Origin of the sequence: Pseudomonas sp. AP42 (genome assembly GCF_001728935.1) — a bacterium.
Taxonomy (GTDB): Bacteria; Pseudomonadota; Gammaproteobacteria; order Pseudomonadales; family Pseudomonadaceae; genus Aquipseudomonas; species Aquipseudomonas lactis.
In genome coordinates, this window is record NZ_LYSO01000013.1 from 80,080 (window position 1) to 91,948 (window position 11,869).

At 58.0% G+C, this 11,869-nt stretch carries 11 protein-coding genes; 3 read left to right on the forward strand and 8 right to left on the reverse strand.

Features of this window, described 5'->3' with window-relative positions; translation table 11 throughout:
* Window positions 1-172 precede the first annotated feature (172 nt).
* Both A7K61_RS07625 and A7K61_RS07630 read left to right on the forward strand, forming a co-directional pair.
* On the forward strand, window positions 173-778 hold the full coding sequence (locus A7K61_RS07625) for a helix-turn-helix transcriptional regulator (protein ID WP_083263061.1): 606 nt from the start codon (window positions 173-175) through the stop codon (window positions 776-778).
* Window positions 765-1,628: a queuosine precursor transporter gene (locus A7K61_RS07630; protein WP_044268316.1), complete on the forward strand. Its 864-nt coding sequence runs from the start codon at window positions 765-767 to the stop codon at window positions 1,626-1,628. Before A7K61_RS07625 ends, A7K61_RS07630 begins: the two co-directional genes overlap by 14 nt.
* A 107-nt stretch (window positions 1,629-1,735) precedes the next feature.
* Here the strand turns inward: A7K61_RS07630 and queC are convergent, their stop codons facing one another.
* The 8 genes from queC to hmpA form a co-directional block, all read right to left on the reverse strand.
* Window positions 1,736-2,434: a 7-cyano-7-deazaguanine synthase QueC gene (gene queC / locus A7K61_RS07635; RefSeq protein WP_044268318.1), complete on the reverse strand. Its 699-nt coding sequence runs from the start codon at window positions 2,432-2,434 to the stop codon at window positions 1,736-1,738.
* A 153-nt stretch (window positions 2,435-2,587) separates the two neighbouring features.
* A complete protein-coding gene (cyoE, locus tag A7K61_RS07640; RefSeq protein ID WP_003194050.1) occupies window positions 2,588-3,475 on the reverse strand; it encodes a heme o synthase in 888 nt (295 codons plus the stop codon).
* A gap of 11 nt (window positions 3,476-3,486) precedes the next feature.
* Window positions 3,487-3,822 carry a cytochrome o ubiquinol oxidase subunit IV gene (cyoD, locus tag A7K61_RS07645; protein WP_003194051.1) on the reverse strand — a complete coding sequence of 112 codons (336 nt, stop codon included), beginning with the start codon at window positions 3,820-3,822 and terminating at the stop codon, window positions 3,487-3,489.
* Window positions 3,822-4,448, reverse strand: coding sequence for a cytochrome o ubiquinol oxidase subunit III (locus A7K61_RS07650; RefSeq protein WP_003194052.1), 627 nt, complete (start codon window positions 4,446-4,448; stop codon window positions 3,822-3,824). The genes cyoD and A7K61_RS07650 overlap by 1 nt, the downstream gene beginning before the upstream one ends.
* Before the next feature lie 3 nt (window positions 4,449-4,451).
* On the reverse strand, window positions 4,452-6,470 hold the full coding sequence (gene cyoB / locus A7K61_RS07655) for a cytochrome o ubiquinol oxidase subunit I (protein WP_003194053.1): 2,019 nt from the start codon (window positions 6,468-6,470) through the stop codon (window positions 4,452-4,454).
* Window positions 6,471-6,473: 3 nt separating this feature from the next.
* The gene (cyoA, locus tag A7K61_RS07660) at window positions 6,474-7,415 is read right to left on the reverse strand and encodes a ubiquinol oxidase subunit II (protein WP_003194054.1); all 942 of its coding nucleotides are present in this window, start codon (window positions 7,413-7,415) and stop codon (window positions 6,474-6,476) included.
* A gap of 794 nt (window positions 7,416-8,209) precedes the next feature.
* Window positions 8,210-8,716 (reverse strand): disulfide bond formation protein B, encoded by a 507-nt coding sequence (locus tag A7K61_RS07665; protein WP_047711744.1) that lies wholly within the window; start codon window positions 8,714-8,716, stop codon window positions 8,210-8,212.
* 236 nt (window positions 8,717-8,952) lie between these two features.
* A complete protein-coding gene (gene hmpA, locus A7K61_RS07670; protein ID WP_044268327.1) occupies window positions 8,953-10,134 on the reverse strand; it encodes an NO-inducible flavohemoprotein in 1,182 nt (393 codons plus the stop codon).
* A 147-nt stretch (window positions 10,135-10,281) separates the two neighbouring features.
* On the opposite strand from hmpA, the gene norR reads away from it, so the two are divergent.
* Window positions 10,282-11,829, forward strand: coding sequence for a nitric oxide reductase transcriptional regulator NorR (gene norR / locus A7K61_RS07675; RefSeq protein ID WP_069557300.1), 1,548 nt, complete (start codon window positions 10,282-10,284; stop codon window positions 11,827-11,829).
* Window positions 11,830-11,869 lie beyond the last annotated feature (40 nt).

Genomic DNA, 11,869 nt, shown 5'->3' on the forward strand with positions numbered 1-11,869 from the left:
GCCGTTCAGAAGAGTATGACGAGAAAGCCGTTGCCGGATTTACCACCAAGGCGTATCCCTGCACTCAGTACTTTATTGTTATAGCGGGCGCATGCAACACTTTCACTGCACCAAACCCGCAACATTGGGTTGTGCCGGCATGGACTGATGACTAAATGGAAGTGGTGAGCACTTGATACACAGACGGGAAAAAACCGAGCACTTGAAGAGCAACATCAAGTACTTGATCAAGAGTCGTGGCGAAACCCAGCTTTCGCTAAGCAGTGCCGCCGGCCTGACCAGGACGACTATCTACAACATCCTGGAAGGCAAGGTCGTTAACGTACAGCAGTCGACGATTCGCAAGATCTCGGACTTCTTCGGCGTCTCCTACGAAGAAATCGAGACCATCAGTTTTGAGGCCAAGGAAGTCATCGAGAGCAACGTTTCCCCACTGGGTAACAAGAACCCCGCGGCAGTGCCTGTGCTCAAGGAAAGCCTGCTCATGCAGAACCTGGGCAAGCGCATCGGTGAACTGGCCACGCTTCATCCACTGACCTACTACTTTGGCAGCGCCTGCAACCTGATCGGCGTGCGCCTGGAGCACGGAATTCCCGGCCTTAATGAGCCTGGGGACTTGCTGATCGTGCAGAAAGGCTCGTCGAGCGACGATAAAGAAAAGCTGGTGTACGACCGCGCCACCAAGAAGCTGTTCATCACCCTCGAACCCTGTGGGAACTCAGAGCGGTTGTGTGTCATCGGCGACATCCTTGAGGAGCGCTTCAATGACACCATCTGAGGGCGCCGTTGAAAACAGCAAATACAAGTTGCTGGGCTTTGAAAATGACAAGCGCCTGGCGGTGATCATGGTGATCGCCACCGGCAAGGTCCTCAAGATCAAGCTGAGTGAAGTGCTCAGCAGTGAAATGATGGACAACTTCAACAAGATGGAAATCAAGAACCTGTACAAGAAGTTCTATTCCCAAGGCGGAGCACTGACCGCTTACGAGATAAACGACCGCAATGAAAACTCCTGGATGATCTACATCATCCTGAACTTGCTGCTGTTCACCTTCTATATCTTCACCAGCATTGCCGCGACCAAGCCGATTTACCTGGAGTCCTTGGGCATCATCGTCACGCCGGGCACGTTCCTGTACCCGCTGACCTTTTTGATCGTGGACTTGCTCAACGAAAATTTCGGCTTGCGCCTGGCCAGGCGAGCCATTCTGTTTGCGTTTGCCAGCAACGCGATGATCATCATCCTGCTGTATGGCTCCACGTTCCTGCCGGGGCTGCCGGGCTGGAAGCTGGATGGGCCTTATACCGACGTGATCCTGCAAGTGTCGTCGGTGCTGGTGGCCTCTTCGGTGTCGTTCCTGGTGTCGGAGAACATAAACTCCTACCTGCTGTGCAAGATCAAGGAGCTGACCAACTCCAGGTACCTGTACCTGCGGATATTCCTCAGTACGTTCTTCGCGGTGATTATCGACAGCTTCCTGTTCTGCTTCATTGCCTTCTACGGGGCGATGCAGACCAGCGATATCCTCAGCATGATTTATGTGCAGATCGCGATCAAAGTCGGCTTTGCGTTCTTCAATATCCTGCCCGCCTATGGCGCACGCTCATTGTTCAAACGCTATCAATAATCCTGTAGGAGCGAGCTTGCTCGCGAAGAACGTCAACGATCACGCAGCGCATCGGGTGGAACGCGGCGCTCTCAGGTTTTTCGCGAGCAAGCTCGCTCCTACAAGGGTTATTTGAGTTGCAACTTGTGCTTGAGGCTCTGCATGACAGGTGTCTTGTTCTGCAGGTAGTCATTCAAGCCCCGAGCGCGCAGGTTGCACGCATCACACTCGCCACAGCCGGTACCGATGATGCCGTTGTAGCAAGTCAGTGTTTGCTCGCGCACCAGCTCCAGTTGCCCGTGGTAATCGGCCAGGGCCCAGGTCTCGGCCTTGTTCAGCCACATCAACGGCGTGTCCAGGCGCACGTCATATTCCATGCCCAGCTTGAGGGCCTGGTTGAGCGCTTTGACAAACTCATCCCGGCAATCCGGGTAGCCCGAGAAGTCGGTTTCGCACACGCCGGTGATGACGGTCTCGGCCTTGACTTGGTAGGCGTAGATCGCAGCCAGGGTCAGGAACAGGATGTTGCGCCCCGGCACAAAGGTGCTCGGCAGGCTTTCGCCCGAGCTGTTCACGGTCGGCACCGGAATGTTGTCACGCGTCAGGCTGCTGATCGCCAGCTCATTGAGCAGGGACACATCCATCACTTTGTGCACAGTGGCACCCAACTGCTTGGCCAACTTCTGGGCCACTTCGATTTCTGCCACATGGCGCTGGCCGTAATCAAAGGTGATGCAGTGCACTTCGTCATACAGCGGCAGGGCCTGGATCAGGCAGGTGGTCGAATCCTGCCCGCCACTGAAGACCATTACGGCTTTTTTACTCATTGCATTGCTTCCTGCATTCGAAGAATTAGGGTGTAGGAGCGAGCTCGCTCGCGAAAAACGTCAACGATAACGCAGCGTATCCGGTTTGGCGCAGCGCTCAATAAAAAACCCCGCGCGACTTTCGAAGGCGGGGCTTTTTTACTGCAAGACCACTCAGTGAGCGTAGGTCAGCAACAGCTCTTTCGGCACTTGGAAATCCAGGGACATCATCACGCTGAGCGCGGTGATGGTGAAGATCGAGAACACGAACAGCTTGCGCGCCCAGACGGTGTCGTCCACCGCCTTGTAGCCGGTCCAGGCCATGTACAACCAGTACATGCCCATGGCGGCGGCAACAGCGAGGTAGCTCATGCCGGCGTAGCCACTGAAGGTCAACATCAAGGTCGCCACGAGGAAGGCCAGGATGTAGAGCAGGATGTGTTTCTTGGCCACCTGGATGCCACGCTTGACCGGCAATACCGGAATCGACGCAGCCAGGTAGTCATTGAAGCGGAAAATCGCAATGGCGTAGGAATGCGGCATCTGCCACAGGCTGAACATCACCAGCAGCGTCAGCGCGGCCATGTCGAAGCTATTGGTCACAGCCACATAACCAATCACCGGCGGCATCGCCCCCGACAGACTGCCCACCAGCGTGCCGTGAACCGACTTGCGCTTGAGGTACAGGCTGTAGAGGCCGACGTAGATGACAAAACCGATCACGGCAAACAGCGCCGCCAACGGGTTGGCCACCTTGTACAACAGGGCCACACCGGCAACACCCAGGACGGTCGCGTAGATCAGTGCCAGCTTCAGGGAGATAAGGCCCTGGACCAGCACGCGATTCTTGGTGCGCTCCATCTTGATGTCGATGTCACGGTCGATGCAGTTGTTGAATACGCAACCGGAAGCAACCACCAGGGACGTACCGATCATTGCCGCCAGGAAGATGGCCAGATCGACATGTCCCTTGGAGGCCAGGAAGAAACCGCCCGCCACAGAAAGCACGTTACCGAAAATGATCCCCGGTTTGGTGATTTGGATAAAGTGCTTAAGCGACATCGGGTCTTACCTCACTTCGCCATCATGTAGGTGTGGATGCTGAACATGATCCACAGCGACAGACCAACCAGCAGAACGATCACCAGGCCTGCGAACACAAACGCGATCACGTTCTCGCGCTGCTCTTTGGAGCGGTCCAGGTGCAGGAAGTACACCAGGTGAACCAGCACCTGAATCACCGCGAACGCCAAGACAATCATCAAGGTGATCGACTTCGGCAAGGTTGGGTACATCACCAGGCCGAACGGGATCAGAGTCAGGATGACCGACAGGATGAAGCCGATGGCGTAAGACTTTACGCTGCCGTGGCTCGAATCGTGGCTGTCATGGGAGTGTGCATTAGCCATTACAGAGTCCCCATCAAGTAAACGACGGTGAATACGCAGATCCAGACCACGTCCAGGAAGTGCCAGAACAGGCTCAGGCAGCTCAGGCGGGTCTTGTTGGTGTTGGTCAGGCCGTGCTTATTGACCTGATACATCATCACCGCCATCCACAGCAGGCCAGCGGATACGTGCAGACCGTGGGTGCCGACCAGCGTGAAGAACGCCGACAGGAAACCGGAACGGTGCGGGCCGTAGCCTTCGGAGATCAGCAGGTGGAACTCGTTGATCTCCATGCCGATGAAGCCCAGGCCGAACAGGAAGGTCAGGCCCAGCCAGCTCAGTACGCCTTTCTTGTTGCCCTTGTAGAAGGCCAACATGGCGAAGCCGTAGGTGATCGAACTGAACAACAGCAAGGCGGTTTCGCCGAGCACGTAAGGCAGTTCGAAGATGTCGTGGCCCGACGGGCCACCCGCTACGTTGTTTACCAGTACCGCGTACACCGCGAAGATCGACGCAAACAAGATGCAGTCGGTCATCAGGTAGAGCCAGAAACCGTAGACGGTTATCGGCCCCGAGTCGTGGTGGTGGTCATCGTGCCCATGGTCATCGACATGGGCGTGTCCAGCATTGGTCACTAAGTTCGACATGGTTTAAGCCTGTTCCAACGAGGTTTCTACACGGTTGGCCGGGATCTTCTTCTCGGCTACCAGGCGAGCGTGCTGCTCGGCTTCGATGCGTTCGATCGTTTCGACCGGCACCATGTAGCCTTGATCATCACGGGCAGCGTGAATGATGAAGTAACCGATAGTGCCCACCAGGCTCGCGATTGCCAGCCACCAGATGTGCCAGATCATCGCGAAACCGAACACGGTCAACAGCGCGCCCATCACCACGCCAGTGGCGGTGTTGTTTGGCATGTGGATCGGTTCGTAATGCTTGGGCTTCTGGTACGCAGTACCGTCTTCCTTGGCTTCGGTGAACGCATCAATGGTGTTCGCAGTAGGGATCACGGCGAAGTTGTAGAACGGTGGTGGCGACGAGGTCGACCATTCCAGGGTGTGGCCGTTCCATGGGTCGCCGGATTCGCACATGTTCTGCTTGCGATCACGCACGCTGACGTACAGCTGGATCAGCTGGCAGGCGATACCCACAGCGATCATCACCGCACCGAACATGGCAACGTACAGGTACGGTACCCACTCAGGGTTGGTGGTGGCGTTCAGACGACGGGTCATGCCCATGAAGCCCAGTGCATAGAGCGGCATGAACGCGACGAAGAAGCCCGAGATCCAGAACCAGAACGCAGCCTTGCCCCAACCTTCGTGCAGCTTGAAGCCGAACGCTTTCGGGAAGTAGAAGCTGAAACCAGCGATGTAGCCGAATACCGCACCACCGATGATCACGTTGTGGAAGTGGGCGATCACGAACAGGCTGTTGTGCAGCACGAAGTCAGCACCTGGGATGGCCAGCAGTACGCCGGTCATGCCGCCGATGGCGAAGGTCACCATGAAGCCCAGGGTCCACAGGACCTGGCTGGTCATGCGCAGACGACCGTGGTAGATGGTGAACAGCCAGTTGAATAGCTTCACCCCCGTCGGGATGGAAATCAGCATCGTCGCCAGGCCGAAGAAGGCGTTGACGCTGGCCCCCGAACCCATGGTGAAGAAGTGGTGCAGCCACACCATGAAGCCCAGTACGGAGATCGCGCCAGAGGCGTAGACCATCGAGTGGTGACCGAACAGGCGCTTGCCGGTAAAGGTCGAGATCACTTCGGAGAAGATACCGAACGCTGGCAGGATCAGGATGTACACCTCAGGGTGACCCCATGCCCAGAACAGGTTCACGTACATCATTGGATTGCCACCAAGTTCATTGGTGAAAATGTGGAAATCCAGGTAACGGTCAAGCGACAGCAGCGCCATGGTAGCGGCCAGGATCGGGAACGAAGCCACGATCAGCACGTTTGCCCAGGTGCAGGTCCAGGTGAAGATCGGCATGTCCATCAGTTTCATGCCAGGGGCGCGCATTTTCAGGACGGTGGCCAGGAAGTTGACCCCCGTCAATGTCGTCCCGAGCCCTGATAACTGTAGCGCCCAGATGTAGTAGTCCACACCCACGCCCGGACTGTACTGCAGCCCCGACAATGGCGGATACGCAACCCAACCGGTCTTGGCGAATTCGCCGACGCCCAGGGAAACGTTGATCAGCACCACGCCGGATACCAGCAGCCAGAAGCTCAGGGAGTTCAGGAACGGGTAGGCAACGTCACGCGCACCGATCTGCAGCGGCAAGGCAAGGTTCATCAAGCCGGTGAAGAAAGGCATCGCCATGAAGATGATCATGATCACACCGTGGGCGGTGAAGATCTGGTCATAGTGTTCAGGTGGCAGGTAGCCAGGCGAACCCTCGGTGGCCATGGCCAACTGGGTACGCATCATGATGGCGTCGGCAAAACCACGCAGCAGCATGACCATGGCAACGATGACGTACATGACGCCGATTTTCTTGTGGTCGACCGAGGTCAACCACTCGGTCCACAGGTAGGACCACTTCTTGAAATAGGTGATACCCGCAACCAGCGCCAAACCACCCAGCGCGATCATGGCGATAGTCACCATTACGATCGGCTCGTGGAATGGGACCGCGTCCCAACTTAATTTACCAAACATCGTTTACTCCTCTGCCCCAGCAGTTGAATGCGCGCCCGTATCAGAACCTTCAACCACGGCCACTTCTTTCTTCTCGTGCTTGACCGGCTTGCCTGGCTTCATACCTTCGTACTTGTCGACGATTTTCTGAAACAGGTCCGGCTCATACGCGGAGTACAAGGCGACAGGGTTGTTCTGGCTCGGTTTGGTCAGAGCGTCGTATTCAGCTTGATCAAGCTGTTTAGGTGCGGCCTTGACTGCAGCTACCCAGGCGTCGAAATCTTCCTGGCTTGTCGAGATCGCTTTGAATTTCATGCCGGTGAAGCCAGCGCCGCTGTAGTTGGCGGAGATGCCTTCCATTTCAGCTTTCTGGTTGGCGATCAGGTGCAGGCGGGTCTGCATGCCTGCCATCGCGTAGATCTGGCCACCCAGTGCAGGGATGAAGAACGAGTTCATCACGGCGTCGGAGGTGATCCGGAAGTTAAGCGGGGTGTGCTCCGGGAAGCGGATCTCGTTGACAGTGGCGATACCCAGGTCCGGGTAGATGAACAGCCACTTCCAATCCAGCGCGACCACTTGGATGTTCACAGGCTTGACGTCGGATTCCAGCGGACGGTACGGGTCCAGCGCGTGGGTCGACTTATAGGTGATGTAACCCAGGGCGATGATGATGAGGATCGGAACCAGCCACACCGCGATCTCGATCTTGGTGGAGTGCGACCACTTCGGCGCGTAGGTAGCGCTGGTGTTGGACGCGCGGTATTTCCAGGCGAAGGCGAAGGTCATCACGATCACAGGCACCACAACCAGCAGCATCAGCAGGGTAGCGGTGATGATCAGGTTTCGTTCATCCAGACCGACCTGTCCTTTTGGGTCGAGCAAGGTCCACTTGCAGCCTCCCAGCATTAACATCATGCCAAGCAGCGGCAAAAAGCCTAGTAATCGGGGGTACCTGTTTTTACTCATCTCACGACCTCTAAAGCAGCTTGCGCAATGCAGTTGGGTTTTGATCGCCAACACTTCACCCTGCCAAGGGTTGGCATTTCTTTTCGATTGAATAAGAGCCTGCCCGACACGTCATGACTGTACGTTTCACGGACCTGCAGTGAGTTCTTATTCGATTTCGTGGCTAAAGGCCTTGTTACAGACCAATTCCATTTGGTGCGGATAGTTGAAAGGCTGCCGGAACCTGGGGTCGCATTGAGCCTTCCATCTGCTCCTCGACCGCTCCAATGCTCAAATATTGAACAGCACCGGACATTCAGTGCGGGCGATTGTAGTTAGCTAGCGATGTATAAACCATGTCTTATAAAGAAATAATTTTTATCGATTCCAGCAACAATCCTTCACCAAAGTTGCAAAGATTCGCGATCTTATCGTGTTCGATTCTCAACAAAAACCACAAAAATTGCCGTGTTATTGGGCACAGTGCCACTTCCCTTACGGCTTGTAAGGGCATGCGGATGCCGTCCAAGTCCCCATAAAACAAGGCATTCATAGAGGCTGCAGGGGTTGGGGCCGCACACAAATCGGGCCACCGCACGAACCACGAACTGACAGCACAATTTGTGCGCCGGGTGCAAATTTAAGGGCCGATTTGGCGGGTCAGAAACGTCCTGCGACAGCGTCCGTGTGACAACATGTCGCACGCTGCGCGCACCTTCCGTTGCCCCTCGTCACGGTGCTTTCACAAATCCCTACAAACAAAAACGCTCCGGCCTTCATTCAGAAGGAACGGAGCGTTTGGCAACCGCAGTGACTCAGGCTTTGGGGTGACGGTTGCGATAGATGCACAGGGGCACCAGGATCGCCGTCAGCACGAATGCCACCAGCGCCCATTGGGCCAGGGACAGGCCGAGGACCGGCGGGTAGGGGGTGCTGCAGAAGCCGTCGACCTGGAAGCCCAGGGGAAACACTTTGGCCAGGGGCAGGTCATCGACGATCGGCTGCAACACATCGATGCCGCAACTGACCTGGGGGAAGAACTGGGTGTACACATGATGGCCGGCCGCAGCCACGCCACCCAAGGCGCTGAGCACCACCAACCCTTCGAAGAACGTCAGCGCGCCCTTGGTACGCATGGCGGCGCCAATGAACGCGAAGAGCGCAATCAGCAGCAAGGCGTAGCGTTGCAGAATGCACAGCGGGCACGGTGCTTCGCCCAGCACCACTTGCATGTACAGCGCCCCGCCAATCAGCGCCAGGCAGATGATGCCCAGCAACACCAGAAAGCGCCGCTCCCTGCCTAAACGCATGTCGTCAATCATCCCCGTCTTTCCCTTTCTCTGATTATGGTTGTGCCTGATGGCAACAAGTTTACACACAGGCAGTGGTTAAAACAGAGAGGGGTTAACTGCGGATTAATCGTGAGCAATAGAGGGCCAAATGTGGGAGCGGGCTTGCTCGCGAAGGCGGAGCATCAGAGACACATGTAGTGACTGACACACCGCTTTCGCGAGCAAGCCCGCTCCCACATTTTGGACAGTGTTGTTGCTAGGGGGGATTATTCCAGCGCCGCCGCCGGACCAAAGAACTCATAGCGCGCCTGCTCCTGCGGCACACCCAGCGCCTTGAGATGCCGCTTGATCGCCGCCATGAAGCCCTTGGGTCCCAGGAAATAAGCATCAATGTCGCGCTGCTCGGGCAACCAGGCTGCCAGTTGCTCCTGGTTGAGCATCCCGACCTTGTCTGCCGCCGGGCTGATGCCGTCATCCTCGGCGTAGCAGTAGAAACGCTTGAGCTGCGGATGCTGGGCCGCCAGGGCGTCCACCCAGTCACGGAACGCATGCACCCCGCCGTTACGGGCGCAATGGATGAAGTGCACCGGGCGTTCGGTTGCCAGGGCGGCTTCGAGCATCGGCAGTGTGGGCGTAATGCCTACCCCACCGCTGATCAGCACCAGCGGTTTATCACTGGCGGCCAGGGTGAACTCGCCCGACGGTGGGAACAGGTCAATGGTCGCGCCGACATGCATCTGGTCATGCAGGTAATTGGAGACCCGCCCACCCGCTTCGCGCTTGACGCTGATGCGGTACAGGCCAGTGTCGGTGAGGGCCGACAGGGAATAGTTGCGGCGCACTTCCTCGCCATCGAGCACCAGTTTCAGGCCGATGTACTGGCCGGGGGCTGCGGCCAGGATCGGGCCGTTGTCCACCGGTGCGAAGTAGAAGGAGATGATCTCGTCGCTCTCCTCCACGCGCTTGACCAACAGGAACGCCCGCGCACCCCGCCAGCCGCCGGGCGCCTGGGCTTTTTCGTCGTAGATGGCCGCTTCGGCGCCGATCAGAATGTCTGCCAACTGGCCGTAGGCCGCGCCCCAGGCACTCATGACCTCGGGGGTGGCAATCTCGCTGCCCAGCACTTCAGAAATAGCCCGCAGCAAGCACGCCCCAACGATAGGGTAGTGTTCCGGCAAGATCTGCAAGGCCACGTGCTTGTTGATGATCTTGGCCACCAGGTCGCCCAATTGGTCCAACTGGTCGATATGCCGCGCGTACATCAGCACGCCATTGGCCAAGGCGCGAGGCTGGTCACCGCTGGCCTGGTGGGCCTGGTTGAACAGCGGGCGCACCTCGGGGTACTCGGACAGCATCATGCGATAAAAGTGGGTGATCAGCGCTTCGCCGCCGCTTTCCAGCAGGGGCACGGTAGATTTGATGATTGCACGGTCTTGGGCACTAAGCATGGGAGACTCCTAGGTCTTCTTACTGATTGCCTTAAAGCAGTCAGTAATCATGCCAACTTATAAATCCTTTATTTTCAACAAGTTAAATATTCTGTAGTCAGTATGACCTCCTACAGTTTATAGTCATAAGGACTACAAGGAGTCATTATGACTGCACAACCCCTACTCACCACCTTGCTGCCGTTGGTCGCTGACCTGTCCCGGGACTTGCCCGAAGGCGAGCGCTACCGACGCCTGCTGCAAGCCATGCGCGCCCTGCTGCCCTGCGACGCCGCCGCGTTGTTACGCCTGGATGGCGAGTGGTTGGTGCCGTTGGCGGTGGACGGCTTGAGCGCCGATACCTTGGGCCGACGCTTCAAGGTCAGCGAACATCCGCGCTTCGAGATCCTGCTGAGCAGCCCCGGCCCTACCCGCTTCGACAGTGACAGCGAATTGCCCGACCCTTATGACGGCCTGGTCGCCGGCTTGCACGGCCACTTGGAAGTGCACGACTGCATGGGCTGCCCGCTGTTTATCGACGACCAGCCCTGGGGCCTGCTGACCCTGGACGCCCTCGATACCGAGCGGTTTGAACGGGTCGAGCTGGACGCCCTGCAAGCCTTCGCCAGCCTTGCCGCGGCCACCGTCAACGTGGCTGAACGCATCGAGCGCCTGGCGCTGCGGGCCGAAGACGAGCACCAGCGCGCCGAGATCTATCGCCAGGCCAGCGGCCAGCAGCACAAGGAAATGATCGGCCAGAGCAAAGCGCACAAGCGCCTGGTGGAGGAAATCAAGCTGGTCGGCGGCAGCGACCTGACCGTGCTGATTACCGGCGAAACCGGGGTCGGCAAGGAGTTGGTGGCCCAGGCGATCCACGCCGCCTCTTCGCGCGCCGACAAACCGCTGATCAGCCTCAACTGCGCCGCCCTGCCCGAGACCTTGGTCGAAAGCGAACTGTTCGGGCATGTGCGCGGCGCCTTTACCGGCGCGCTGAACGAGCGCCGAGGCAAGTTCGAACTGGCCAATGGCGGCACCTTGTTCCTGGATGAAGTGGGGGAGTTGTCGTTGACCGTGCAGGCCAAGTTGCTGCGCGTGCTGCAAAGCGGCCAGTTGCAGCGCCTGGGCTCGGACAAGGAGCACCAAGTGGATGTGCGCCTGATTGCCGCCACCAACCGCGACCTTGCCGAAGAGGTACGCAATGGCCGCTACCGCGCCGACTTCTACCACCGTTTGAGCGTCTACCCGCTGCAAGTGCCGGCGCTGCGCGAGCGCGGGCGTGATGTGCTGCTGTTGGCAGGCTTCTTCCTCGAACAGAACCGTTCGCGCATGGGCCTGGGCAGCCTGCGCCTGACCGGCGATGCCCAGGCAGCCCTGCTGGCCTACAACTGGCCGGGCAATGTGCGCGAGCTGGAGCATTTGATCGGGCGCAGCGCGTTGAAAGCCCTGGGCAACTGCCGCGAGCGCCCGAAGATTCTCAGCCTGAGCGCCCTGGACCTGGACTTGCCCGACGTGAGTACGGCGGTGGCCGAACAAGCACCGACCCAAGCCCTCCCGGTGGTCAGCGGCGACCTGCGCCAGGCCACCGAGCATTACCAGCGCCAACTCATCAGCGCCTGCCTGGAACGCCACCAGCACAACTGGGCCAGCGCCGCCCGCGAACTGGGCCTGGACCGCGCCAACCTGGGGCGCATGGCTAAGCGGCTGGGCCTCAAATAAAGCAGGCACCTCAGTCAAATGTGGGGGCTGTAGCAGCCAA

Excerpts from the sequence above, each read along its gene's own strand:
- A7K61_RS07630 (WP_044268316.1), top strand. The coding sequence starts at position 765 with ATGACACCATCTGAGGGCGCCGTTGAAAACAGCAAATACAAGTTGCTG.
- queC (WP_044268318.1), bottom strand. The coding sequence starts at position 2,434 with ATGAGTAAAAAAGCCGTAATGGTCTTCAGTGGCGGGCAGGATTCGACC.
- cyoE (WP_003194050.1), bottom strand. The coding sequence starts at position 3,475 with ATGTCGCTTAAGCACTTTATCCAAATCACCAAACCGGGGATCATTTTC.
- cyoD (WP_003194051.1), bottom strand. The coding sequence starts at position 3,822 with ATGGCTAATGCACACTCCCATGACAGCCACGATTCGAGCCACGGCAGC.
- A7K61_RS07650 (WP_003194052.1), bottom strand. The coding sequence starts at position 4,448 with ATGTCGAACTTAGTGACCAATGCTGGACACGCCCATGTCGATGACCAT.
- cyoB (WP_003194053.1), bottom strand. The coding sequence starts at position 6,470 with ATGTTTGGTAAATTAAGTTGGGACGCGGTCCCATTCCACGAGCCGATC.
- cyoA (WP_003194054.1), bottom strand. The coding sequence starts at position 7,415 with ATGAGTAAAAACAGGTACCCCCGATTACTAGGCTTTTTGCCGCTGCTT.
- A7K61_RS07665 (WP_047711744.1), bottom strand. The coding sequence starts at position 8,716 with ATGATTGACGACATGCGTTTAGGCAGGGAGCGGCGCTTTCTGGTGTTG.
- hmpA (WP_044268327.1), bottom strand. The coding sequence starts at position 10,134 with ATGCTTAGTGCCCAAGACCGTGCAATCATCAAATCTACCGTGCCCCTG.
- norR (WP_069557300.1), top strand. The coding sequence starts at position 10,282 with ATGACTGCACAACCCCTACTCACCACCTTGCTGCCGTTGGTCGCTGAC.